Genomic DNA, 24994 nt, shown 5'->3' on the forward strand with positions numbered 1-24994 from the left:
TTTGTATAACAGGAATTTAAGAGGATGAGATGGTTGGACATTTACCTAGATTTAATTTGGTTATTGAATTTAGTATTCGATTGGATGGTTTTGTTAACGGTAGCTTGGGTAACAAGAAAAAGCTTTTCACATGCTCGAATAGGTACCGCCAGTCTATTTGCCTCTTTGATCGTTCCTTTATCCTTTGTTCCTTTTCTAGTTTTTTTAAATAATCCAATTTCTAAAATCCTCTATTCCATCATGATTATCTTACTGGCATTTCCGTTTGGTTCATTAAAATTGTTTCTAACAAGATGGTTAATGTTTTACATCATTAATTTTTCGATCGGTGGCGGACTTTTTGCTTTGCAATATTATTTTTCTACGGCTTCGGTTCCACCATTCATGAGTTTTGCACAGTTTGGAAGTAATATCAGTTGGCTGTTTGTCATTATTTTTTTCCCATTAATTTTATGGTTAACAAAAGACCAACTTCATCACCTTTCAGTTATTCAGTTGAACAACAATCAGTTGTATGCGGTAGAAATTAAAATCAATAAAGAGTGTCATGATGTTACTGGATTTTATGACACTGGTAATCAATTAAGCCATCCGACATCTGGACAACCAGTTATATTAATTGACAAAACCACCTCTGAAGAATGGTTCGGAAAAGAAGCTGTTCAGGGATTAGCTGCATTAAGTCCAGAGAGTTCAGGTGAAAAATTTCAATATATTCCTTATAAAAAGGCGGGAGGTGCACAAGGGTTATTACCGGTTTGTTTAGCTGATTCAGTAACGGTACATGCCGATCAGTCCTATACTACGAGAGGTGTTTGGGTCGGTATACATTTTGGAGAATTTTCTAGGAAGATGGACTATAACTGTTTATTGAATCCTTTTATTATTCATTCAAAAAATGGGGTCATTAAAAGTGCAGGGGGAATGACGATATGAAACGTATTTGGTTTAATATTCATTCATTTTTTATTAAATTATGGAGAAAACTTAAATTTAAAGGGGACGAGATTTATTACATTGGTGGGAGCGACACCCTACCGCCACCTTTATCAAAGGATGATGAGCGTCATGTGCTAGAAAGAGTAGCTAATGGAGATGTCGCTGCAAAGTCTACTTTGATAGAACATAATTTGCGTCTAGTCGTTTATATTGCGAAAAAATTTGAGAACACAGGGATTAATATTGAGGACTTAATTTCAATTGGTTCGATTGGCCTTATAAAAGCTGTCAATACATTCAACCCTGAAAAAAATATCAAATTAGCTACTTATGCTTCACGATGTATAGAGAATGAAATTCTTATGTACTTAAGAAGAAATAATAAAAGAAAAACAGAAGTGTCGTTTGATGAACCTTTAAATGTCGACTGGGACGGCAATGAATTATTGTTATCTGATGTTCTTGGAACTGAAGAAAATATTATCACTAAAGATTTGGACCTTTCAGTCGATAAAAATTTGTTGAAATCCGCTCTTGAAACATTATCAGGAAGAGAAAAGCAAATTATGGAGATGAGATTTGGGTTGAGTGGATTTCAGGAACAGACCCAGAAGGATGTTGCCGATCAATTAGGAATTTCTCAATCTTATATTTCTCGATTAGAGAAAAAAATAATCAGTCGGTTGAAAAAAGAATTTAATAAGATGGTATAAGTACTTTTAATTGAATAGTGAAGTACAAATGATCCACCTAATGATTTTGTCCGCATAAAAACTCTCGTATTGGAGAAACTTAGATTGACATCAACTCCATGCGGGAGGGGTAAATATGGCGAGACACAAAGTAGAGATTTGTGGTGTGGATACCTCAAAACTACCAGTACTAAAAAATGATGAAATGCGTAAATTATTCAAAGAACTGCAAAGTGGAAAGTATGAAGCAAGAGAAGTATTAGTAAATGGTAATTTGAGATTGGTCTTAAGCGTGATTAAAAGATTTAATCATAGAGGAGAGAACGTTGACGACTTATTTCAAGTTGGATGCATTGGATTGATGAAATCGATTGATAACTTCGACCTTGGTCATAACGTTAAGTTCTCCACGTATGCTGTACCTATGATTATTGGTGAGATTAGAAGATATCTTAGGGATAATAATCCGATTCGAGTATCCCGTTCACTACGTGATATCGCATATAAAGCTTTACAAGTTCGTGAAGAGATCATTAACGAAACATCAACTGACCCTACAACCTTAGAAATTGCAAAGAGGATGGAATTACCTCATGAAGATGTGGTTTTTGCTCTAGATGCTATTCAAGATCCAGTATCGCTTTTCGAACCGATCTATAACGACGGGAGTGATCCGATTTTTGTAATGGATCAACTAAAAGATGAAAAGCAGAAGGATTCATCATGGCTGAATGAACTAGCCATACGTGAAGGTATCAAACGATTGAACGAAAGAGAAAGATTGATAATCAACCAACGTTTTTTTGAAGGCAAAACACAAATGGAAGTGGCTGATGAAATCGGCATATCTCAAGCACAAGTCTCTCGTTTAGAAAAAACTGCAATCAAAGAAATGAATCGAAGTGTTCTTGAATAAAGTAAAATTTCTATAATAAGAGAAGAGTGTATGTAAAAAGAAAACATGCACTCTTCTTTATTTTTTTCTACCTTCATATAATTAAATGGAGGAGGGAACAGTATGTTATTATCAGAAATTCAAATTAAAGATATCATAAATGTGGACAGTGGTGAGAAACTCGGTTACATCAATGATTTGGAGATAGACGTACAAGTCGGATCTATCGTAGCGTTAATTGTTACTCTTAAATCGAAATGGTTTGGTATATTTGGAGAAGAAGAAGAGATAAGAATCCTATGGTCTCAAATAGAAAAAATCGGTGCGGATGTAATATTAGTTCGCACCTCCTATAGTAAGGTGTGACAGGATGGGATATCATGAAGAAAAATGTGAGTATATATGATAAAATAATTATAATGATTGATTAGGAGAATAAATGATGAAGAGTGAAATATTCAAGTTGAAAGATACCCATTATCTTCAAATTGAAGACTGGGAGAGAGATGGAATAATCGCTGGGTTTTCGACAAGGGATGGTGGGTTCAGTGAATCACCTTATACCTCATTGAATTTGGGCATACATGTAAATGATAAACATGATGCAGTTGTCCAGAATAGGCAGAAGTTCAACAACACATTTCATAAGTCTTTTGCCCAATGGAAATGTTTGAACCAAGTACATAGTAACCTTGTAATTGATTTCTCAGATGATGAAACACCTCTGAGGCATGACCAGCCAGCAATTGATGCAGATGGTATGATTACTAATCGGAAAGACCATTTCTTAGCTATGTTCTATGCTGATTGTGTTCCATTATTTTTTAGAGTGAAAAATACGTCATTAATTGGACTCGCTCATGCTGGTTGGCAAGGTACAGTCCAAGGTATAGGCACAGTTATGGCTGATAAATTGTTATCGCATGGAGTTTCATTAGAAGATGTGGAGGTTATAATTGGCCCTTGCATATCTTCTACAAACTACGAGGTAGATGAAAAAGTCGTTCAGCAAATTCCGGCTAAGTTTCACAATCAAGTTCTTGAAGCCACAAGTCCGGGGCACTTCTTGTTGGATTTAAGAAAACTTAATCAACTGATATTAACTGAATATGGTTTTGATAAGGATCAAATCCGAACGACATCTTATTGTACTTTTGATCAACAAGAGTTATTTTTCTCTCATCGGAGGGATCAAGGCCATACAGGTAGAATGATGGCATTTATGTTCATAGATAATTAAGTTGAGGGAGAGACATGATGACAATTGAAGAAAGTTACCAAGACATAGTTAACAAGATCGACGCAGCTTGTCAGCGTGTTGACCGAAACCCAGCAGAAGTTGAGATCATTGCTGTCACTAAATATGTTTCAGTTGCAACCGCCCAAGCTGCTATAAATGTAGGCGTGAAACATTTAGCAGAAAACAGATTAGAAGGTTTTTCAAAGAAATATGAAGAAATAGGTAATGAGGTAAATTGGCATTTTGTAGGTACTCTTCAATCTAGAAAAGTCAAAGAAATTATAAATCAAGTGGATTATCTTCACTCATTAGACCGGACATCACTAGCGAAAGAAGTCAATAAAAGGACTGAACAAACCGTCCGTTGTTTCGTTCAAGTAAATACCAGTGGGGAAGATTCAAAACACGGTTTATCACCTGAAAACGTTAGCGAATTTATCGATTCATTAGAAAAGTTCCCAAAGATACAGGTTGTCGGACTAATGACAATGGCTCCTTTTGATGCGGGTGAAGAGGATATTAGAAAATATTTTAAACGCTTGAAAGGTTTAAGAGATAAAATCAAGAGCAATAACTGGGAACATGCACCTTGTGAATATCTGTCGATGGGAATGAGCAATGACTTTGAAATTGCGGTTGAAGAAGGTGCAACTCATGTAAGAATTGGTACAAGCTTAGTTGGAAATGAGGCTGAATAAAGGTGGGAGGAAACATGGGATTTAAAGATAAGTTTAAATCTTTCTTCGATTTAGAAGAAAATGAAAGTATAGAAGAAGCACCTAAAAAAAGCTATAACAAATATGAAGAAAAACAATCTAAAGACAATGTTGTCAGCCTAAAAAGTATACAAAACGATTCTAAAATGGTACTTTGTGAACCAAGTACCTATGAAGAATCTCAAGATATCGCTGATCATATTAAAAAGGGTAAGTCAGTCGTTGTTAACCTACAAAGATTAGATCATACAAATAGTAGGCGTGTCGTTGACTTTCTTGGTGGTACAGTTTATGCACTAAGTGGTAATATTCAAAAATTAGGACAACAAACATTCTTATGTACTCCAGAACATGTGAATATATCTGGTAACATTTCAGACTTATTTGATCAAAATGAATAAATAATTAATAAGGAAGGTCATGTACATGCTAGAACTTATTTATGAAATTTTATCTACAGCTATTACAATTTATACTTTCGCCCTGATCGGTTATATTCTGATGTCCTGGTTCCCGGGCTCAAGAGATACTTCGATCGGACAATTTTTAACTAAAATTAGTGAACCTTATTTAGAGCCATTCAGAAAAATCATACCGCCTTTAGGAATGATTGACTTATCACCAATCGTAGCAATTTTCACTCTACAATTGGCACTGGGCGGCTTGGCATACTTATTTCAAATGATTGCACAAATGATGTAATGGGGCTTACGGATGGATATTTATCAACATTTTCGGAAAGAAGAACAACCTGTTATCGATCAATTCCTAGATTGGAAGGAGCAAGTGGAACGTCAATTTATCCCTGTGCTATCTGACTTCATGGATCCTAGGGAACAACATATTCTACGTTCGTTGATCGGTAATAATGACGATCTTAACCTTAGTTTCCATGGGGGAATGAATGGTGCTGAAAGGCAAAGGGCTTACCTTTATCCTTTCTATGAAGAAGTGACTGATGAGGATTTCGCTATAACGATTCTGCAAGGAACATACCATACGAAATTCGTCACTTTGACTCACCGGGATTTACTGGGAACTTTGATGTCTTTAGGGATTCAGCGAAAAAAACTCGGTGATATTTTAGTAAATGACGGTACATTTCAAATAATCACAGATGAAGACATTGCCTTATTTTTGAAAATGAATTTCACAAAAGTTAAAAAGTCGTCGATAGTATTAACAGAGGTCTCTAAAGATCAAATGATTACTATGGATGATCGTTGGGTGGAGAAAGAAGGTACTGTTTCATCTGCGCGGCTTGATGTAATTATGAAACATATTTATCAATTATCAAGGCAAGATGCTCAACAACTAATTGCTAAAGAAGCTGTGAAGGTGAACCACAGAGTAGTGAGTGACCCTACTTTTACTATTCAACCGAGTGATTTGATTTCTGTAAGGAAATTAGGAAGAAGTAAGATGATAGAGATCCTAGGTGAGACCAAAAAGAATAAACTGCGTATCAAGACTGCGAAGTTGAAATAAATCAGAGGATTTTAGCAGGAATTCTGTGAATGATTGTCGAATAATTAGACTAACTTAGATGGAGCTATGTACATTAAAAGGGGGCAGAATAATGGGACTAACACCATTAGATATTCATAACAAGGAATTTTCAAGAGGATTCAGAGGTTATGACGAAGACGAAGTGAATGAATTTTTAGATCAAGTCATCAAAGATTTTGAAAAAGTGATCCGTGAAAAGAAATCTATGGAAGACCGTGTTCACGAATTAGAAGAAAAAATCAGTCACTTCAATAATATTGAAGAAACATTGAACCGCTCGATTTTAGTAGCCCAGGAGACTGCTGATGAAGTTAAGAATAATGCAAATAAAGAGGGCAAGCTGATCATTAAAGAAGCAGAAAAGAATGCAGATCGAATTGTTAATGACGCTTTGGCGAAGTCACGTAACGTGACGATGGAGATTGAAGAATTGAAGAAGCAAGCAAAGGTTTTCCGTACACGTTTGAAGATGCTTGTTGAAGCTCAGTTAGATATTATTGATAACGATGACTGGGAAGACTTGTTTGAAATCGAAACTGACGACCAAGAAGATCGTCACATTGGTGAATACTCTTCAACAGACCATCGTTAAGGAACTTATCAAAACTTGACGTTGAACTTACTTATTATTCCATATAATTTTTAAAAGATATTGATAATGACGAAGATGGGAAGAGTACATGAAAGATTTGCTGGAAGCGAGCTAGGAGTCGGTGGGAGCCTAGCAGTAAACTTTCTTGGAAGATCACCCCGGAGTTTCCATTCGAAATAGTAGTAGAAATGGACGTTTGATCCACGTTAAGGATTTCGAGTGGAATCACATTATAAGATGTGATTCAATCAGGGTGGTAACGCGAGCTTTCTCGTCCCTTTTCAGGGGCAGGAAAGCTTTTTTATTTTAGCTCTGATAAAGATGAAGGAGGATATTATGAGTTATAAAGATACTTTATTGATGCCGCAAACCGATTTCCCGATGCGAGGTAATCTCCCTAAGAGAGAACCAGAAATGCAGCAAAAATGGGAAGAAGAGAATATTTATGAAAAGGTGCAAAAACGTACTGAGGGTAGACCTTTGTTCGTTTTACACGATGGACCTCCATACGCTAATGGTGATTTGCACATGGGGCATGCGTTGAATAAGATCTTGAAAGATTTTATTGTGCGCTATAAATCTATGGCGGGCTATCATGCTCCTTATGTTCCAGGATGGGACACTCACGGATTACCGATCGAAGTATCTTTGACGAAAAAGAAAAAGATCGATCGGAAGAAAATGAGCGTAGCAGAATTTCGTAAGAAGTGCGAAGAATATGCATTGGGTCAGATCGACAGCCAACGGACACAATTTAAACAATTGGGTGTACGTGGTGACTGGGAGAACCCGTATATAACTTTGGAAGGAAGATTTGAAGCACAACAAATCAAAGTATTCGGCGAAATGGCTAAGCGCGGTTATATCTATAAAGGTAAGAAGCCAGTATTCTGGTCTCCTTCCTCAGAGTCTGCATTAGCTGAAGCAGAAATAGAATACCAAGACAAACGCTCTCCTTCCATTTATGTTTCCTTTCAAGTTACAGATGGAAAAGGAGTTTTAGAAGGGGATGAAAAATTCGTCATCTGGACGACAACTCCTTGGACGATTCCAGCGAACATGGCGGTTGCTTTACATCCCGAATTGAATTATTCAGTTGTCGAAGCTAATGGTTCAAAGTTTGTTATAGCTGAAGAACTATTGGATGAAGTTGCTGAAAACCTTGAGTGGAAAGATATGAATATCTTAAAAACTTTCAAAGGGAGAGAGTTGGAATACATTGTAACCCGTCACCCGTTTTATGATCGTGATTCCTTAATCATCCTTGGGGATCATGTTACTACAGAAACTGGTACCGGTTGTGTTCATACAGCTCCAGGGCACGGTGAAGACGACTTCTGGATTGGACAACAATATGGGTTAGATGTGTTATGCCCTGTTGATGGAAAAGGTGTATTCACTGATGAAGCACCTGGATTCGAAGGACAATTTTACGATAAAGCAAATAAGGAAATCACTGAAAAATTACAAGAAGTAGGCGCGTTAGAAAAGTTGGATTTCATGATTCACTCGTACCCACATGACTGGAGAACGAAAAAACCGACGATTTTCCGTGCAACGTCTCAGTGGTTTGCGTCCATCAAAGATTTCAGAGAACAGATCTTGGATGAAATTAAGGAAGTGAATTGGCACCCTGAGTGGGGAGAAATTCGCATGCACAACATGGTGAAGGACCGTGGAGATTGGTGTATCTCCCGTCAGCGTGTGTGGGGAGTACCTATCCCTGTTTTTTACGGGGAGAACGGTGAGCCGATTATTACTGATGAAACGATTCAACACGTAAGTGATCTATTCCGAGATCATGGCTCTAATGTATGGTTTGAGAGAGAAGCAAAAGATTTATTACCTGAAGGCTTTACTCATGAATCGAGCCCGAATGGCACATTCACCAAGGAAACAGATATTATGGATGTATGGTTCGATTCTGGTTCTACTCATCAAGCAGTTCTAATGGAACGTGATGACTTGGATCGTCCTGCCGACCTTTACTTAGAAGGTTCAGACCAATATCGAGGATGGTTCAACTCTTCTTTATCTACGTCAGTTGCTGTAACAGGAAAAGCACCATATAAAGGAATTCTCAGTCATGGTTTCACTCTGGATGGAAACGGCCGAAAAATGAGTAAGTCCTTAGGGAACGTAATGGTCCCATCAAAAGTTATGAAACAATTAGGTGCTGATATTCTACGTCTGTGGGTCGCTAGTGTCGATTATTCAGCGGATGTAAGAGTATCAGATGAAATTTTAAAACAGGTAGCAGAAGTTTATCGCAAAATCAGAAACACATTCCGATTCATGTTAGGGAACCTGCATGATTATGACCCTACCTATAACATGTTACTTGAGAATGAGTTAGAAGAAGTCGATCGATATATGTTGATCCGATTGCAGGAAGTGGTTCGAAAAGTTCGTAAAGCATATGATGAATACGATTATTCAGTCATCTATCATACGATCAATAATTTCTGCACTATCGATTTAAGTTCATTCTACTTGGATTTCGCAAAAGATATTCTCTACATTGAAGAAGCGGATGATAAGCGCCGGAGATCTATTCAAACGGTATATCATGAAATTTTAATCACCTTGACGCAGTTACTATCTCCGATTCTGTCACATACTGCTGATGAAGTGTGGAACTTCATTCCAGGAGTACAGGCTGAAAGCGTTCAACTGACAGATATGCCAGAAGCCCGCGAAATTTCAAATGAAAGCATGATTCGTGAGAAATGGGAAGCTTTCATGAATATCCGTGAAAATGTCCTTAAAGCACTAGAAGAAAGCCGGGCAGATAAAGTGATTGGAAAGTCGTTGGAAGCAAAAGTCACAATTGTTCCTAAAGATGAAGAAACGTATGACCTACTAAAAGAAATGCCTTATTTAAACCAGTTTTTAATCGTGTCAGAGGTTGTAGTAGCTCAATCACATGATCTAGCGAAATCTTATGATCAAGTATCAGTAGCGATTGAAAAGCATAAAGGTGAGAAGTGTCAGCGTTGTTGGGTAGCATCTCATTCTGTAGGAAAAGATGAAGAATACCCAGATTTATGTGAACGTTGTGCAGAAGTCGTAAAAAGTTAAATGTTTAATGCCCTCTGTGAATATGCAGAGGGCTTAATAATGCCTGGCTTCAATCCACTTACTTAAAGAGTCGTTTCGTAGGTTGATATGTGGTACAATTCTAAAGGATAGTAAATATGGAGGTAGACCGAGTGAGATATTACATATTAGCGCTAATCGTCATAATTTTTGATCAAGCTACGAAATGGATGATCGTGTATTCAATGGATTTACATGATCAGATTGAACTGATCCCTGGATTCTTATTTTTCACTTCTCATAGAAATAGTGGAGCAGCTTGGGGAATCCTAGAAGGTCAAATGTGGCTTTTCTATATCGTAACTGTAATTGTGATTGCAGGAATTGTTTATTACATGAATCAAATGAAAGATGAGTCTCCCTTTTTGTTAATGGGATTCGGCTTAGTTCTTGGCGGCGCAATCGGTAATTTTATAGACCGGATTTTTCTACAAGAGGTCATAGATTTTATTGATGTAATCATTTTCGGATATGATTTCCCGATATTCAATATCGCTGATGCTGCACTAAGTGTGGGTGTGGTTTTACTAATTATTATGATTCTCATAGATGAGTGGAATAACAAAGGGGTGAATTCAGATGAGTAAGCAAAATTTTCTAGTCGAAGAAACAAATCGTTCTGTCCGCATAGATAAGCTTTTAGCTGAATTAAATGAAGAAGCCTCTAGAAGTCAGGTTCAATCTTGGATTAAAGATGGATTCGTAAAAGTGAATGGTGAAACAGTCAAAAGTAATTATAAGTGTCAGCCTGATGATCAAATCGAGTGGGAAATCCCGGAACCGAAAGAACTCGAAATTGAACCTGAAAATATTCCTTTAGACATTGTTTATGAAGATCAAGACTTAATTGTAGTGAATAAACCAAAAGGAATGGTGGTCCATCCTTCACATGGTCACCAATCTGGTACGTTGGTTCATGCTTTGTTATATCACTGTGACGATTTATCAGGCATCAATGGAGTACATCGTCCTGGAATTGTTCACAGAATCGATAAAGACACAAGTGGGCTTCTTGTTGTTGCTAAGAATGATCAATCACACGAACGTTTGTCTGATATGTTAGCTAATAAAGAAATCAAGCGACAATACGAAGCTATCGTGCACGGAGCGATTTCCCATGAAAAAGGGACGATCGATGCGCCGATTGGTAGAGACCAAAACGATCGACAGAAAATGGCGATTGTTCAAGATGGAAAGCCTGCGGTGACCCACTTTGTAGTCAAGGAAGTTTTCGATCGGTTCTCCCATGTCTATTGCGAACTTGAGACTGGAAGAACGCATCAAATCCGTGTGCACTTTCGTTATATAGACCATCCATTAGTAGGTGATCCTAAGTACGGTCAACGTAAAACGTTGGATGTTTCAGGGCAAGCACTGCACTCTAGAAAAATTAGTTTTCAGCATCCAACAACTGATGAAACATTAACTTTTGAGGTAGATGCACCTGAAATATTTCAAGAAGCATTAGAAACAGTCAAAAGAATGTCTTGACTTTTTCCAGATTTCTATTAGAATTAACAATTAAGAAATGAAACCTTTAATGAAAGATCCAGAGAGATCTGCAAGGTGACTAATCATGAGCGGTAGAAGTGTATTAAGTATGCACAGTAAACCTCTTTTGTCACCTTGTGGGCAAAAGAGGTTTTTTTATATGTAATAGGAGGGCATCGGTGATGAAGGAGAAAACAAGTATACTTGATTCTGCAGCAATATCTAGGGCATTAAAAAGAATATCCCATGAAATCATTGAACGTAACAAGGGAACTGAAGATTTATTACTTGTAGGTATTAAAACAAGGGGCACACCTCTTGCTACTAGAATTCAGCAAAACATTGAAGAAATTGAAGGTATTAAAGTTCCTACAGGTGAACTAGACATTTCACTTTATAGGGATGACCTTTCAAATAAGTCAACTGCTGGAGAAGCAACTGTAAATCAAAGCAATATCCAAACCAATATTGACGGAAAAAAAGTGATTCTCGTAGATGATGTCCTTTACACTGGACGAACTGTCCGAGCAGCTCTTGATGCAGTCGTAGATATAGGGAGACCTGAGTCGATCCAGTTAGCAGTATTGATCGATCGAGGTCACCGAGAACTGCCTATCAGAGCCGATTATGTAGGGAAAAATATTCCGACATCCATGGATGAAGTCATTAAAGTTCAATTAAATGAAGTGGATGAAGCGGAAAAAGTAAGTATATTTGAATAAACTAAAACCTTTAAATTACGTCCAGAGAGACTGAAAAGGTTGTGAAGTTCATTCGTACAATATAGGAGTATGTACGAAAAGCCTCTTTGCGACCTTTAGCAAAGAGGCTTTTTATTTTAACAAGGGGGATTTGAAGATGAGCGAAGAAAAAGTATTGGATGTTCATGAGAAACCGAAAAAATCACAATGGCTCATTTTGAGTTTACAACATTTATTCGCAATGTTCGGGGCGACAATCTTAGTACCATATTTGACGGATATGCCTCCGAACGTAGCACTGATTACTAGTGGTATCGGTACTTTAGCGTACCTGCTAATTACTAAAGGACAAGTTCCAGCTTACATTGGTTCAAGTTTTGCTTTCATTGTGCCACTTCAAACGGCGATAGCCGCAGATGGAATGGCTGGGGCCATGGTAGGAGCCTTCTTGGTCGGGGTCGTTTACGGGCTCATTGCCTTAGGAATAAAATTATTGGGTGTTAATTGGTTGTTCTATATCTTCCCACCAGTTGTCGTTGGCCCGATCATTATGGTAATCGGCTTGGGCCTAGCTCCAACAGCTATAGATATGGCAATGACAGATTTGGATGGAAATTATAGTTCGACAGGAATTTTGGTTGCAGGTGTAACCTTACTTATTACGATTATCTTCTCAGTATTTTTTAAAGGATTTCTAAATATCATACCGATCTTGTTAGGAATTGTCGGAGGATACATATTCGCATTGACTCAAGGGTTAGTCGATACGAGCAATTTAAAAGCAAGTTGGGCAAATATAGTTGAAAGCAACTCGGTTGGGGAGTTTGCAAATGCATTCTTTGCTTCACCTGAGTTCGTCATACCATTCGTAGATTATATGCCTCACCAAGTCATTAATTTAAATCTGGTATGGATCATGGTACCAATCGCCGCTGTTACTATCATGGAGCATATAGGAGATCAGATGGTGCTTTCCAAGGTGGCTCACAAGAACTTCATCAAACGCCCAGGTCTTCATCGCTCTATCTTGGGTGATGGTGTTGCAACCATGATCGCTTCAAGTTTCGGGGGACCTCCGAATACGACATACGGAGAGAATATAGGCGTACTGGCAATCACTAGAGTATTCAGTGTGTTTGTCATTGCCGGTGCAGCAATTTTAGCCATCATGTTTGGTTTTTCCGAAATGATTACTGTCTTGATTGAATCGATTCCGAAACAAGTCATGGGTGGGGTATCAATTCTTCTATTCGGTATCATCGCTTCGAGTGGTTTGAGAATGTTGATAGACAACCAAGTTGACCTAGGAATGAAAAGGAATCTGATTGTCTCTTCTGCCATTCTAGTCATTGGAGTAGGTGGAGCATTCATACAAGTCACTTCGGATATACAGATCACGAGCATGGCTCTTTCAGCAATTGCTGGGATTGTGCTACATCTTGTCTTACCTGGAAAGGAATTGGCTAGTGGGAACGGTCGAATGTTCCACTCAGTCGAAGATATTAATGAAGGGGGCAATTAAGTGAATCATTTACTTACAATGAACGACGTTTCAACTGATGAGATCAACAAATTGCTTGATCGGGCTGAGGAGTTTCAGAGAAATCCCTCAATCGATACCTTGGAGGAGAAAAGTGCAGCGTTATTATTCTTTGAACCATCTACTCGTACTAAAATGAGTTTTGAGATGGCTTGCGACAAGCTACAAATGAAACGACTGACTTTTTCACCTGAACAGTCCAGTGTGACAAAGGGTGAATCATTATACGACACGATCAAAACCTTAGAGTCGATAGGTTCAGACGTTATCATCGTGCGCCACCCTGAAAAAAATTATTTTAATGCTATTAAAAATCTTATAGATGTACCAATGATTAATGCTGGAGATGGGTCTGGAGAACATCCGACCCAATCCTTGCTTGATTTGATGACAATCCGGCAAGAATTCAATCGATTTGAACATCTAAACGTGGCTATTTGTGGAGATATCAAACATAGCCGGGTCGCTCGTTCAAATGCTATAGCCCTTGATAATCTAGGTGCTAATGTGACGCTGGTTGCGAAGGAAGAGTGGCAGGATCACTCCTTGCCTTTCAAGTATCACACGATCGATGAAGCTATTTCAGGAGTTGATGTGTTGATGCTACTAAGGGTTCAATACGAGAGACACGAAATAAAAGAAGGTAAGGAAGAGAGTTACTTACAAACGTATGGATTAACTAAAGAACGTGAACGAGCAATGAGGAAAGGCAGTATTATTATGCATCCTGCCCCTGTTAATAGAGGGATAGAAATTGATTCTGAGTTGGTTGAATGTGAACGTTCAAGGATTTTTCAACAAATGACGAATGGAGTTGCAGTAAGGGAAGCAATCATCGAGCATTGTTTAAAATAGGGAGGTTCTTTATATGAAGAAGTTGATTAAAAATGTTCAAATGTTAGAGCACGAGGAGAAGGTAGATGTTCTGATTCACAATGGAAAGGTAACAGCTATAGGAAAATTAGATGACGTTTCAACTGAAGAAGTAATTGATGGTCAAGGTAACTATCTATTTCCTGGATTCGTTGATGTTCATATCCATCTACGTGAACCAGGTGGTGAAGCGAAAGAAACCATCGAATCTGGAACTATGGCGGCTGCTAAAGGCGGGTTTACTACAGTTTGTGCTATGCCTAATACAAATCCTGTCCCAGACGATATTAAACACCTATCATTCGTGAATGAAAAAATTGAACGAGACGCTTCTGTCCATGTATTACCTTATGCTTCGATTACAAAATCACAAAAAGGGGAAGAATTAGTCGATTTTCAACAGTTAAAGGATTTAGGTGCTGTTGCCTTTACTGATGACGGTGTTGGAGTGCAGTCTGCAGGAACCATGTTTGAAGCGATGAAACAAGTAGCTGCGATCAATGGCTCCATTGTTGCTCATTGTGAAGATAATAGTTTAATCTACGAAGGTGTCATGCATGATGGCGAAAAAAGCGAACAGTTAGACCTTGCTGGAATTCCTTCTGTTTGTGAATCCGTGCAGATTGCTCGTGATGTTTTACTTGCAGAAGCAACAGGTTGTCACTATCACGTTTGCCATGTAAGTACAAAAGAGTCCGTTCGAGTCATTCGTGATGCTAAGCAAGCTGGGATAAATGTTACTGCAGAAGTTACACCACATCATCTTTTATTAAATGAAGATGACATTCCTTCCAATAATGCAAATTATAAAATGAATCCCCCATTAAGATCCAATGCAGATCAAGAAGCTCTTTTCGCTGGTCTTTTAGATGGAACATTAGATTGTATTGCGACAGACCACGCCCCACACACAGCTGAAGAGAAAAGTCGCGGATTTGAAGGTTCGCCTTTCGGAATCATTGGATTAGAAACAGCCTTTCCACTTTTATATACACATCTCGTGAAAACAAACAAATGTACACTCAAGCAGTTAGTCGACTGGTTGACTGTCAAACCTGCTGAGTTATTCAGTCTTACTGCAGGTGAGATTGCAATCGGACAAAAGGCTGACTTAGTCTTGGTTAATCTGAATAAAACATCGGTAATTGATGAGTCTTTTATCAAGTCTAAAGGAAGAAATACGCCTTTCAAACAGTGGCAGGTAGAAGGTTGCCCGGTGATGACATTTGTTGAAGGTGAAATTGTTTGGCAGGAGGATGGTCAATATGTGTAAACGATATTTATTGCTAGAAGATGGGAGCGTTTTTGAAGGTTATGCCTTTGGAGGTGAGCTGAATAATCCAGATGGAGAAGTCGTCTTCAACACTGGAATGACTGGATATCAAGAAACAATTTCAGACCCTTCCTATCATGGTCAAATTGTTACTATGACATATCCTCTGATTGGTAATTATGGGATCAATAGAGATGATTTTGAAAGTATTCAACCAGCAATACAAGGTCTTGTCGTTAAAGAATGGGCCGAATATCCTTCTAACTTTAGAAATGAAATGACACTCGATGAACTCTTGAAATTGAAGGGAATCCCTGGCATTCATGGGGTAGACACCCGCCAGCTCACACGTCTGATCCGTCAATTTGGAACGATGAAGGGTAGACTTCTAGACAGTCTGGATCAAAAAGAGGATGAGTTGAACTCACTTCGCGACATTCAACTCCCTACGGATCAAGTCAAAAAGGTTTCGACAAGCAAGCCATATGTCGCACCCGGTAGAGGTCATCGCATCGTCTTAATTGATTATGGAATGAAACATGGAATCTTAAGAGAATTTACTCGTAGAAATTGCCATGTGACTGTTGTGCCGCATGACATGTCAGCTGAAGAGATTATGCAATTACAACCTGACGGAGTGATGCTTTCTAATGGACCTGGAGATCCGAAAAATGTGAGTGAAGGAATTGAAGTAGTAAGAGAATTGCTAGGAAAAACCCCAATTTTTGGCATATGTCTAGGCCACCAGCTAATAGCACTTGCCTGTCATGCAGATACAGTGAAAATGAAGTTTGGACACCGAGGGGTCAATCATCCTGTAAAAGACCTCCGTACCAACGAAGTATGGATGACTTCACAGAATCACGGATATGCAGTCGAACGATCATCTTTGGAAAATACAGATTTAATCATGACTCAATATGCTATTAATGATGACACGGTCGAAGGTCTCGAACATGAACTTTACAATGCTTTCTCTGTTCAATACCATCCTGAGAGTTCACCAGGGCCACAGGATTCTAATTCATTGTTTGATCAGTTTATATCTCGTATTCAGTCGGAAAAAGATAAAGGAGGATTCTCATGCCAAAGCGAAAAGACATTAATAAAATCTTAGTCATCGGATCGGGTCCAATCGTTATCGGACAAGCAGCAGAATTTGATTATGCAGGGACACAAGCTTGTCAGGCCCTTAAAGAAGAAGGATATGAAGTCATTTTAGCTAACTCTAACCCTGCCACGATTATGACTGACGAAACAGTAGCTGATCATATCTATATGGAGCCGTTAACAGTAGATTTTCTAGCAAAAATCATCCGCAAAGAGCAGCCAGAGGCACTTCTGCCAACATTAGGAGGACAGACAGGGCTTAACCTAGCAAGAGAACTAGATGAAAAAGGAATTTTAGAAGCTTATAATGTAGAGCTCCTTGGAACCAAATTAAGTGCGATCCAACAAGCAGAAGACCGGGATTTATTCCGCCAGTTGATGCATGAATTGAATGAACCTGTTCCAGATAGTACGATTGTCCATTCAGTGAATGAGGCTCTTGAGTTTGCAGAAAAAATCGGATACCCGTTGATTGTGCGCCCAGCGTACACACTTGGTGGTACAGGCGGTGGCATGTGCTATAGCGAAAAAGAATTAAAAGATATTACTCATCATGGGCTACACTTTTCACCTGTTAACCAATGTTTGATCGAAAAGAATATTGCTGGATTCAAAGAAATCGAGTATGAGGTGATGAGGGATGGAAGTGATCACGCAATAGTGGTCTGTAACATGGAAAATATCGACCCTGTTGGTGTACATACAGGCGATTCAATAGTAGTTGCTCCTTCACAGACATTGAGCGATCGGGAATATCAGATGTTACGTAATGTGTCACTTAAGATAATCCGTGCCTTGGAAATCGAAGGCGGTTGTAATGTACAGCTAGCGATCGATCCTCATAGTTTTGAATATTATATCATCGAAGTGAATCCGAGGGTGAGTCGTTCTTCTGCTCTAGCATCCAAGGCAACCGGTTATCCGATTGCGAAATTGGCAGCAAAAATTGCTGTCGGATTAACATTAGATGAGATGAAAAATCCAGTCACTGGACAAACATATGCACACTTCGAACCAGCGCTAGACTATATCGTAACTAAAATACCTAGATGGCCTTTTGACAAATTCCAAGCAGCAAACCGTACTCTTGGAACTCAAATGAAAGCTACTGGGGAAGTGATGTCAATAGGCAGATCCTTTGAAGAATCATTATTAAAAGGTATTCGTTCACTAGAAATCGAGACGATAGACTTACTCCAAACTTCTGCTAGCAGAATTTCCATGGAAGACTTGATGAAGAGATTGAAAAAACCTGATGATGAACGGTTGTTTTTAATAGCCGAAGCATTCAGAAGAGGGTTTACCATGGAGGACATTTATCTGTATACCAAAATAGATCGCTTTTACTTGTTTAAGTTAGAGCAGTTAGTTCTTTTGGAGAATCAGGTTCAGCAAAGCCCATGGGACATTGAACTATTAGAAAAAGCAAAGCGTAAAGGTTTTGCAGATATGACAATTGCAAGACTTTGGGATGCTAATGAGGAAGATGTATATGCCTTTCGAATGGAACAATCCATTGCTCCTGTCTATAAAATGGTAGATACCTGCGCTGCAGAATTTGAGTCTAAAACGCCTTATTTTTATAGCGCTTATGAAAAAGAGAACGAATCGGTGCCTACTTCGAAAGATAAAGTTTTAGTACTGGGTTCGGGCCCTATTCGGATTGGACAAGGTATAGAATTTGATTATGCTACAGTGCATTCTATATTAGCAATTAGAGAAGCGGGATATGAAGCGATCATCATCAATAATAATCCTGAAACGGTCTCCACTGACTTTCAGATTTCAGACAAATTGTATTTTGAACCACTGACTCTAGAAGATGTGATGCACGTCATAGAACTTGAACAGCCAATGGGCGTCATCATTCAGTTTGGTGGACAAACTGCCATTTCTCTTGCGGATGGATTATCTAAAAGAGGAGTCAATATCTTAGGTACTACAAAAGATTCCATCGACAATGCAGAAGACAGAGATCTCTTCGACCAAACACTTGAGAAATTGAACGTTTCAAGACCTCAAGCACAAATGGCTATAAGTGAACAAGATGCAATTGAAAAAGCGAGAGAATTAGGTTATCCAATCTTAGTACGACCTTCTTATGTACTTGGTGGTCGAGCGATGGAAATCATTTATGAAGAGGCTGATTTGGAACGATATATCCGAAATGCTGTTAAAGTGCACGTGAACAGGCCTGTCTTAATCGACCGATACTTGACTGGTATAGAGCTTGAAGTTGATGCGATCTCTGATGGTACAGATGTAGTCATTCCTGGCATTATGGAGCATATTGAGCGAGCAGGTGTTCATTCGGGGGATTCCATTGCGGTTTATCCTACTCAAAGAATATCCGATGAAATCAAACAACAATGCATCGACACAACTCAAGTGTTGGCGAAAGAACTAGGAATAGTCGGTTTGATTAATATCCAATATGTTTATCACCAAGGAGAACTCTTTGTACTAGAAGTAAATCCAAGAGCAAGCCGGACTGTACCATTTTTAAGTAAAATTACAGGTGTGACGATGGCTAATGTCGCTACACAGGTAATGTTAGGAAAAAGCTTATCAGAACAAGGTTTTACATCTGGATTGATTCCGGAGAGTGATGTTATTTCTGTTAAGGTTCCTGTATTTTCATTTGAAAAATTACGAAGTGTGGATATCACCTTAGGACCAGAAATGAAATCCACTGGGGAAGTTATTGGAAGAGATAAGAATTTAGAAAAAGCTCTTTATAAAGGGATAACTGCCTCAGGTCTGACGATTCCAACTGAAGGTTCGATTTTATTGACCGTCGCAGATAAAGATAAAGAAGAAATGGTAGAAATAGCAGAAAAATTCCATGCGCTAGGTTTTCAGTTGTTAGCGACAGAAGGTACTGCCAAGACCATTCAAAAGAGCAACCTACCAGTAAGAGTCGTGGACAAGGTAGGTGCTGGAAGTAATGAAGACCTTTTAGATTTAATTGAAAATGGTCAAGTTCAATTTGTCATCAATACGTTGACACGCGGCAAACAGACCCATAGCGATGGTTTCCGTATCAGACGTGAAGCAGTTGAACACGGCGTTGCTTGTTTAACTTCATTGGATACTGCGAATGCCATTTTGCATGTGATAGAATCGATGACTTTCACCGCAAACGAAATGCCTCGAAATAAAGAGGCGGTGCTGACGTGATACAAGAACAACTGGAAGTATGTGTGAATGTTGAGATTGCAAAAGATACTTTCGAAATGAAATTAAAAGGTGAGATGGAACAACTGGTCGATCAACCCGGCCGGTTCATCCATATTAAAATTGGAGATGGATCTTTTCATATGTTGAGAAGACCTATTTCCATCGCTGATGTAGATAAAGAAAATCATACAATCACTCTTGTTTATAAGGTCACAGGAAAAGGAACGGAATGGCTTAGTGAACGAGTGGCGGGAGACAAGGTTGATGCATTAGGACCGGGAGGACAAGGGTTTGAAATAACAGAAGTCAAAAATGAAAAAATTCTTGTCATTGGTGGGGGAGTTGGTGTCCCACCACTTTATCACCTGACGAAGGAACTTGTTGAAAATAATGATGTCACCGTCATATTAGGATTTCAGTCTAAAGAAGCAGTCTTTTATGAAAAAGAGTTCAATCAATTTGGTGACCGAGTACAAACGTTAGTTGTTACCGACGATGGTTCATACGGCGAAAAAGGATTAGTCACTGATATAGCAAGTGAATTTTCACAAGATAGCACTAGGTATTTTACATGTGGCCCTCTTCCAATGCTTAAAGCAGTTAAAAATCAGCTGGTTGAAATTCCGGGGCATATCTCTCTGGAGGAACGTATGGGGTGTGGAATAGGTGCTTGTTTCGCATGTGTCTGTCATTCCACTAATGAAAGCGGCTATGTGAAAGTATGTAAGGACGGGCCAGTATTCTCATCCAATGAGGTGATCTTATGAAATTAAACGTAAATCTAGGTGAATTATCACTCAAAAACCCTGTCATGCCTGCTTCTGGCTGTTTTGGGTTCGGAAAAGAATTCAGTGAATTCTATGATTTGAATCAACTTGGGGCAATTGTGATTAAAGCAGCCACTGGGGAGCCACGCTACGGAAATGAAACTCCGAGGGTAGCAGAAACAGCAGCTGGAATGTTGAACGCGATCGGGCTGCAGAACCCTGGAGTGGATGGGATAATTGAGCGGGAGCTTCCTTTTCTAGAGTCCCTTGATACTCCTGTCATTGCAAATGTTGCAGGTAGTACGATAGAAGAATATGTGATGGTAGCTGAGAAACTCTCCAATGTATCAACAATTGAAGCGATCGAACTGAATATCTCTTGTCCGAATGTAAAAGAGGGTGGTATACAATTCGGTACTGATCCGGAAGTTGCTCAAGAATTGACGAAAGAAATCAAGCGTGTGTCAGGCAAGCCGTTATTTGTTAAATTATCTCCTAATGTAGCCGACATTGTAGGAATGGCAAAAGCAGTTGAACATGCAGGGGCAGATGGTTTATCGATGATTAATACATTGACGGGAATGAGAATTGATCCGCATACCAAGAAGCCAATTTTAGCTAATGGTACTGGTGGTTTATCAGGTCCTGCCATCAAACCCGTCGCTATTAGAATGATTCATCAAGTTCGACAAATTACCGACCTACCAATCATTGGTATGGGAGGCATCACAACGACAGAAGATATACTGGAATTCATACTAGCTGGAGCAGATGCTATAGCGGTTGGGACAGCCAACTTCCAAGACCCATTAGTTTGTAAAAATTTAATTGATCAATTGCCTAATACACTCAGAAAATATGGTTATGAATCTTTGCAGGAAGTGAGGGAAGCAAGATGCACCCAAGTATCTATATAGCTTTAGATTTCCCTAATGCAGAACAAACATTATCTTTTGTCGAAGAAAATGAATTAGCTGGCTCTCCAGTGAAAGTAGGAATGCAGTTATTTTACAAAGAAGGGCCATATATTATTGAGAAATTGAAGGAGAGAGGTCATCCTATTTTTCTTGATTTGAAACTACACGATATTCCGAATACAGTTCATCAGGCCATGAAAAGCTTGGCTTCGTTAGAAATTGATTTTGTAAATGTCCATGCTGCTGGTGGCGCGAGAATGATAGAAGCGGCAAGGGAAGGTTTAGAATCAACATCTGGGAAGCGACCAAAACTGCTTGCTGTCACTCAACTCACTTCAACTGATGAAATGATGTTGAAAAATGAGCTATTGATCAATGAAACGCTTGAGAATACCATTGTCCGGTATGCAGAAAACAGCTATCAACATGGAGCCGATGGAGTTGTTTGCCCTGTTCATGATATAAGAAAAGTAAAACAAGCATGCGGTTCATCTTTTATTACAATGACCCCAGGCATCAGGTTTAAACAAGATGAAGCAAATGACCAAAAACGAATAGCAACACCAACCGAAGCACGAAATGAAAAAGCGGATTACATTGTTATGGGAAGAAGCATTACAAATGCTGCTGACTCGAAGCAGGCTTACCAGCAAGCAATCAAGGAGTGGAATGCGAATGAAAAATAGTAAATGGATCGCTGAAAAGTTATTAGAAATTGATGCTATAAAGGTGGATGCTGCTGCGCCATTCACATGGTCGTCTGGTATCCAGTCTCCGATTTATTGTGATAATCGCTTGTCGATGTCTTACCCTTCCATCAGAGAAGCGTTAGCAAATGAATTCGTTACATATATTCAAACAAATTATCCCGACACTGAGGTAATATGCGCATGCGCAACTGCAGGTATTCCTCATGCCGCTTGGATCGCTCAAAAGATGAATTTACCAATGATATATGTTCGTGGAAAATCTAAAGGTCATGGTATGAAAAATAAAATAGAAGGTGTTTTGAAACCGGATCAGAAAGTTGTTGTTATCGAAGATTTAATTTCAACTGGTGGAAGCGTGATAGATGTCGCTAATGAAGTCGTTGATGCAGGTGGCGAGCTACAACAGATTGTATCTATTTTTTCTTACGAGCTAAATAAAGCAGAAGCAAATTTTCAGGAAAATAACTTCACGTATCATAGCCTCCTTACCTTTAAAGATCTCTTAACAGTTGTAAATGATAAAGGTGTGCTCTCATCTGAAGAAATTGATCAACTTAAAGAGTGGAAGGAAAGGGTTTGATCGTAAGAAAGAATTTTCATGCTCATTTTTCTCGTGTGAAACTTCAACTAAAGGTGAAATGAGCTGTTGCGAAGTCGAAGTGATTCTTATCCGGTAATTTTGTATGGAAGATGAAGAACTAAAGACGGCGACGCCCTTGGAAATAGCACGCGAGGAAAATCATCCTAATCGAACCATGTTCGTTTAGGAAAGTTGAGGTAGTGCCCAAGGCAAGCGTCCGTTTGAAAGAGATTCGTCAGAATCAACAACAAAAGTCCATCAATTTTTTGTATTCCCGATAAATATTCTATAATCCAAAAATAACGTACCCCCCCCCGTCTAATGGAGGTACGTTATTAGTTTACTTAAGACTTCAGTTTCATTTCTTGCACTTTATCTTCCTCAGGTGTGACAAATACCGTCTGCTGATTGTCATACGTCACATAACCAGGTTTTGCACCATTCGGCTTTTTTACATGTTTGACGAATGTGTAATCGACAGGAACAGTAGAAGACAACTTAGCTTTACTATAAAAAGCTGCAATAAGTGCTGCCTCTAATATTGTCTCCTCACTTGGCTCACTTGAACGTATGATGACGTGAGAGCCTGGGAGATCTTTAGCGTGGAGCCAAACGTCATTCTTATTCGCCATACGGTTGGTAACATACTCGTTCTGTTTATTGTTACGACCTACAAAAATTTCGGTTCCATCTGTAGAGACATATTGATCGGGTGTAATCAATTTCTTCTTTTTCTTCTTTTTACTTTGTTGCTTTTTCTTCATATAGCCTTGATCTTGAAGCTCTTCTCGAATATCTTCAACATCTTCTTCTCGTGCTTGCTCCAGTTGCTGAATAAGTCTTTCCAAGTAGTTGATTTCCTCATGGGCTTTTTCGATCTCAACAACTACCATTTCTTTGGATTTTTTCAATTTACCATATTGCTTAAAAAACTGCTGAGCATTCTCACTTGGTGACTTATTCGGATTCAATTCGATGGTCATCTCTGGCTGATCTTCTTCATAGTAGTCGACCACTTGAATGGAGTTGTCTCCGAGTTTTGCCATATGCATGTGAGCCGTTAGAAGCTCACCTTTTTTTTGATATTCGTCGGCTTTTTCTGCCTTTTTCAAAGTCTTTTTATGCTTCTCTATTTTACGTTCATTCTTGTCTCTTTCGTTCTTTAAAAATCTCATCAAATCATGCGATTGACCTTTTACTCGGTCGCGCTCTGCTTTTCCTTGATAAAAAGAGTGGAGCATCTCGCTTACAGTTTCAAAAGAAATTATTTTTTCTTCTGATTTAACTAATTCAAGAACATGATAATCTTCCTTAGGTTCCTTTTGAATCATAGGTGCATAATTGTGATTTAAAAGATCGTTCTGGAAATTATCGAATACTTCTTGATACTTTTCACTGTTGCCCATATAGGCTTGTTTAGCAAGGGCTTTTGCTACAACAGGAGAAACACCCATCAAAAGATTCAATATTTGTCGGTCGATCTTACCTTGGTTAAAATCAATCTTTCGAGCAAATGTTTCACCATCTAAAGTTAATGGGTTCAATTTGCCTTGATCTGGTGGGGCGATATACGATTGTCCAGGTAATATACTTCTATGACGGTTTTGAGCAGAACTTATATGCTTCATACTGTCAATGATCATTTCACGTTCTGGGTCAACTACAATCAAGTGACTATGTTTCCCCATCAGCTCCAATGTGATTACCCGTCTATTTTCATCACCGATTTCATCTTTATTGCGAATGGTCAGGTGGATGATTCTCTCCATCTCATCCTGCTCAATTTTTTCAATGAAACCCGATTGCAGGTGTTTTCGTAATACCATACAGAACATCGGTGGTTCTTTCGGGTTCGTGAATTTTTCATCAGTTAAATGTATTCGTGCATAGCTTGGGTGAATGGATAATAATAGTGTATGATTACGTCCATTCTTTCTGATTGTAAAAATGATTTCAGTTTCTGTTGGTTGATAGATTTTATTGATTCGACCAGTAACTAATTGATCGTTCAATTCATGTGTAATTGCTCTTGTAACTATTCCATCAAATGGCATGTTAATCACCTCATAACAACTTAATTATAGCATGTCACTCTTACACATTGATACAGATGGAATCAAAAGGTTGAAATGATTGAATGAACAGTGCGACAATATAAAGATAGTGCAAA

Annotated in this window: 24 protein-coding genes and 1 other annotated feature; of the genes, 23 read left to right on the forward strand and 1 reads right to left on the reverse strand. The window is 38.7% G+C overall.

Annotated elements, in window-relative coordinates; translation table 11 throughout:
* The first annotated feature begins 33 nt into the window (after positions 1-33).
* The 23 genes from spoIIGA (at position 34) to pyrE (ending at position 22824) form a co-directional block, all read left to right on the forward strand.
* The gene (spoIIGA, locus tag CEY16_RS01950) at positions 34-936 is read left to right on the forward strand and encodes a sigma-E processing peptidase SpoIIGA (RefSeq protein ID WP_162297823.1); all 903 of its coding nucleotides are present in this window, start codon (positions 34-36) and stop codon (positions 934-936) included.
* Positions 933-1652 (forward strand): RNA polymerase sporulation sigma factor SigE, encoded by a 720-nt coding sequence (gene sigE / locus CEY16_RS01955; protein ID WP_101330288.1) that lies wholly within the window; start codon positions 933-935, stop codon positions 1650-1652. Before spoIIGA ends, sigE begins: the two co-directional genes overlap by 4 nt.
* A 115-nt stretch (positions 1653-1767) precedes the next feature.
* A complete protein-coding gene (gene sigG / locus CEY16_RS01960; RefSeq protein ID WP_101330289.1) occupies positions 1768-2547 on the forward strand; it encodes an RNA polymerase sporulation sigma factor SigG in 780 nt (259 codons plus the stop codon).
* A gap of 102 nt (positions 2548-2649) precedes the next feature.
* Positions 2650-2892, forward strand: coding sequence for a YlmC/YmxH family sporulation protein (locus tag CEY16_RS01965; protein ID WP_101330290.1), 243 nt, complete (start codon positions 2650-2652; stop codon positions 2890-2892).
* Between the two features lie 76 nt (positions 2893-2968).
* Entirely contained in the window at positions 2969-3766 is a 798-nt protein-coding gene (gene pgeF, locus CEY16_RS01970) for a peptidoglycan editing factor PgeF (RefSeq protein WP_162297824.1), read from the forward strand.
* A 17-nt stretch (positions 3767-3783) separates the two neighbouring features.
* Entirely contained in the window at positions 3784-4464 is a 681-nt protein-coding gene (locus CEY16_RS01975) for a YggS family pyridoxal phosphate-dependent enzyme (protein WP_101330292.1), read from the forward strand.
* A gap of 14 nt (positions 4465-4478) precedes the next feature.
* Complete coding sequence (locus CEY16_RS01980; protein ID WP_101330293.1) at positions 4479-4883, forward strand: cell division protein SepF; 405 nt, start codon at positions 4479-4481, stop codon at positions 4881-4883.
* Positions 4884-4908: 25 nt separating this feature from the next.
* On the forward strand, positions 4909-5184 hold the full coding sequence (locus CEY16_RS01985) for a YggT family protein (protein WP_101330294.1): 276 nt from the start codon (positions 4909-4911) through the stop codon (positions 5182-5184).
* A 12-nt stretch (positions 5185-5196) separates the two neighbouring features.
* Positions 5197-5970, forward strand: a complete 774-nt coding sequence (locus tag CEY16_RS01990; protein ID WP_101330295.1) for a YlmH family RNA-binding protein — start codon at positions 5197-5199, stop codon at positions 5968-5970.
* A gap of 91 nt (positions 5971-6061) precedes the next feature.
* Positions 6062-6583 (forward strand): DivIVA domain-containing protein, encoded by a 522-nt coding sequence (locus tag CEY16_RS01995; RefSeq protein ID WP_101330296.1) that lies wholly within the window; start codon positions 6062-6064, stop codon positions 6581-6583.
* A gap of 63 nt (positions 6584-6646) precedes the next feature.
* Positions 6647-6865: a binding site (T-box leader), on the forward strand.
* Between the two features lie 54 nt (positions 6866-6919).
* Complete coding sequence (gene ileS, locus CEY16_RS02000) at positions 6920-9664, forward strand: isoleucine--tRNA ligase (protein ID WP_101330297.1); 2745 nt, start codon at positions 6920-6922, stop codon at positions 9662-9664.
* A gap of 131 nt (positions 9665-9795) precedes the next feature.
* Positions 9796-10269 (forward strand): signal peptidase II, encoded by a 474-nt coding sequence (gene lspA / locus CEY16_RS02005; protein ID WP_101331111.1) that lies wholly within the window; start codon positions 9796-9798, stop codon positions 10267-10269.
* Positions 10262-11173, forward strand: coding sequence for an RluA family pseudouridine synthase (locus CEY16_RS02010; protein WP_101330298.1), 912 nt, complete (start codon positions 10262-10264; stop codon positions 11171-11173). Before lspA ends, CEY16_RS02010 begins: the two co-directional genes overlap by 8 nt.
* 182 nt (positions 11174-11355) lie before the next feature.
* Positions 11356-11895 (forward strand): bifunctional pyr operon transcriptional regulator/uracil phosphoribosyltransferase PyrR, encoded by a 540-nt coding sequence (gene pyrR / locus CEY16_RS02015; RefSeq protein WP_101330299.1) that lies wholly within the window; start codon positions 11356-11358, stop codon positions 11893-11895.
* Between the two features lie 136 nt (positions 11896-12031).
* Positions 12032-13396 (forward strand): solute carrier family 23 protein, encoded by a 1365-nt coding sequence (locus CEY16_RS02020; RefSeq protein WP_101330300.1) that lies wholly within the window; start codon positions 12032-12034, stop codon positions 13394-13396.
* The gene (locus tag CEY16_RS02025; RefSeq protein WP_101330301.1) at positions 13397-14269 is read left to right on the forward strand and encodes an aspartate carbamoyltransferase catalytic subunit; all 873 of its coding nucleotides are present in this window, start codon (positions 13397-13399) and stop codon (positions 14267-14269) included.
* A 13-nt stretch (positions 14270-14282) separates the two neighbouring features.
* Positions 14283-15560: a dihydroorotase gene (locus CEY16_RS02030; RefSeq protein WP_101330302.1), complete on the forward strand. Its 1278-nt coding sequence runs from the start codon at positions 14283-14285 to the stop codon at positions 15558-15560.
* Positions 15553-16677 carry a carbamoyl phosphate synthase small subunit gene (locus CEY16_RS02035; RefSeq protein WP_101331112.1) on the forward strand — a complete coding sequence of 375 codons (1125 nt, stop codon included), beginning with the start codon at positions 15553-15555 and terminating at the stop codon, positions 16675-16677. Before CEY16_RS02030 ends, CEY16_RS02035 begins: the two co-directional genes overlap by 8 nt.
* Entirely contained in the window at positions 16644-19850 is a 3207-nt protein-coding gene (gene carB, locus CEY16_RS02040) for a carbamoyl-phosphate synthase large subunit (protein ID WP_101330303.1), read from the forward strand. The genes CEY16_RS02035 and carB overlap by 34 nt, the downstream gene beginning before the upstream one ends.
* Positions 19847-20617: a dihydroorotate dehydrogenase electron transfer subunit gene (locus tag CEY16_RS02045; protein WP_143484581.1), complete on the forward strand. Its 771-nt coding sequence runs from the start codon at positions 19847-19849 to the stop codon at positions 20615-20617. The genes carB and CEY16_RS02045 overlap by 4 nt, the downstream gene beginning before the upstream one ends.
* Positions 20614-21534, forward strand: coding sequence for a dihydroorotate dehydrogenase (locus tag CEY16_RS02050; protein WP_101330304.1), 921 nt, complete (start codon positions 20614-20616; stop codon positions 21532-21534). Before CEY16_RS02045 ends, CEY16_RS02050 begins: the two co-directional genes overlap by 4 nt.
* The gene (gene pyrF, locus CEY16_RS02055; protein WP_101330305.1) at positions 21513-22220 is read left to right on the forward strand and encodes an orotidine-5'-phosphate decarboxylase; all 708 of its coding nucleotides are present in this window, start codon (positions 21513-21515) and stop codon (positions 22218-22220) included. Before CEY16_RS02050 ends, pyrF begins: the two co-directional genes overlap by 22 nt.
* Positions 22210-22824 (forward strand): orotate phosphoribosyltransferase, encoded by a 615-nt coding sequence (gene pyrE / locus CEY16_RS02060; RefSeq protein WP_101330306.1) that lies wholly within the window; start codon positions 22210-22212, stop codon positions 22822-22824. Before pyrF ends, pyrE begins: the two co-directional genes overlap by 11 nt.
* A gap of 344 nt (positions 22825-23168) precedes the next feature.
* Here the strand turns inward: pyrE and CEY16_RS02065 are convergent, their stop codons facing one another.
* The gene (locus CEY16_RS02065; RefSeq protein WP_101330307.1) at positions 23169-24878 is read right to left on the reverse strand and encodes an Rqc2 family fibronectin-binding protein; all 1710 of its coding nucleotides are present in this window, start codon (positions 24876-24878) and stop codon (positions 23169-23171) included.
* Positions 24879-24994 lie beyond the last annotated feature (116 nt).

It is taken from the genome of Halalkalibacillus sediminis (assembly GCF_002844535.1).
Lineage (GTDB): Bacteria > Bacillota > Bacilli > Bacillales > Alkalibacillaceae > Halalkalibacillus_A > Halalkalibacillus_A sediminis.

Excerpts from the sequence above, each read along its gene's own strand:
- CEY16_RS01980 (WP_101330293.1), top strand. The coding sequence starts at position 4,479 with ATGGGATTTAAAGATAAGTTTAAATCTTTCTTCGATTTAGAAGAAAAT.
- pgeF (WP_162297824.1), top strand. The coding sequence starts at position 2,969 with ATGAAGAGTGAAATATTCAAGTTGAAAGATACCCATTATCTTCAAATT.
- CEY16_RS02065 (WP_101330307.1), bottom strand. The coding sequence starts at position 24,878 with ATGCCATTTGATGGAATAGTTACAAGAGCAATTACACATGAATTGAAC.
- CEY16_RS01995 (WP_101330296.1), top strand. The coding sequence starts at position 6,062 with ATGGGACTAACACCATTAGATATTCATAACAAGGAATTTTCAAGAGGA.
- CEY16_RS02020 (WP_101330300.1), top strand. The coding sequence starts at position 12,032 with ATGAGCGAAGAAAAAGTATTGGATGTTCATGAGAAACCGAAAAAATCA.
- CEY16_RS02030 (WP_101330302.1), top strand. The coding sequence starts at position 14,283 with ATGAAGAAGTTGATTAAAAATGTTCAAATGTTAGAGCACGAGGAGAAG.
- pyrR (WP_101330299.1), top strand. The coding sequence starts at position 11,356 with ATGAAGGAGAAAACAAGTATACTTGATTCTGCAGCAATATCTAGGGCA.
- CEY16_RS01965 (WP_101330290.1), top strand. The coding sequence starts at position 2,650 with ATGTTATTATCAGAAATTCAAATTAAAGATATCATAAATGTGGACAGT.
- pyrF (WP_101330305.1), top strand. The coding sequence starts at position 21,513 with ATGCACCCAAGTATCTATATAGCTTTAGATTTCCCTAATGCAGAACAA.
- pyrE (WP_101330306.1), top strand. The coding sequence starts at position 22,210 with ATGAAAAATAGTAAATGGATCGCTGAAAAGTTATTAGAAATTGATGCT.
- sigE (WP_101330288.1), top strand. The coding sequence starts at position 933 with ATGAAACGTATTTGGTTTAATATTCATTCATTTTTTATTAAATTATGG.
- carB (WP_101330303.1), top strand. The coding sequence starts at position 16,644 with ATGCCAAAGCGAAAAGACATTAATAAAATCTTAGTCATCGGATCGGGT.
- CEY16_RS01990 (WP_101330295.1), top strand. The coding sequence starts at position 5,197 with ATGGATATTTATCAACATTTTCGGAAAGAAGAACAACCTGTTATCGAT.
- CEY16_RS02010 (WP_101330298.1), top strand. The coding sequence starts at position 10,262 with ATGAGTAAGCAAAATTTTCTAGTCGAAGAAACAAATCGTTCTGTCCGC.
- CEY16_RS02035 (WP_101331112.1), top strand. The coding sequence starts at position 15,553 with ATGTGTAAACGATATTTATTGCTAGAAGATGGGAGCGTTTTTGAAGGT.
- CEY16_RS01975 (WP_101330292.1), top strand. The coding sequence starts at position 3,784 with ATGACAATTGAAGAAAGTTACCAAGACATAGTTAACAAGATCGACGCA.
- CEY16_RS01985 (WP_101330294.1), top strand. The coding sequence starts at position 4,909 with ATGCTAGAACTTATTTATGAAATTTTATCTACAGCTATTACAATTTAT.
- ileS (WP_101330297.1), top strand. The coding sequence starts at position 6,920 with ATGAGTTATAAAGATACTTTATTGATGCCGCAAACCGATTTCCCGATG.
- sigG (WP_101330289.1), top strand. The coding sequence starts at position 1,768 with ATGGCGAGACACAAAGTAGAGATTTGTGGTGTGGATACCTCAAAACTA.
- CEY16_RS02050 (WP_101330304.1), top strand. The coding sequence starts at position 20,614 with ATGAAATTAAACGTAAATCTAGGTGAATTATCACTCAAAAACCCTGTC.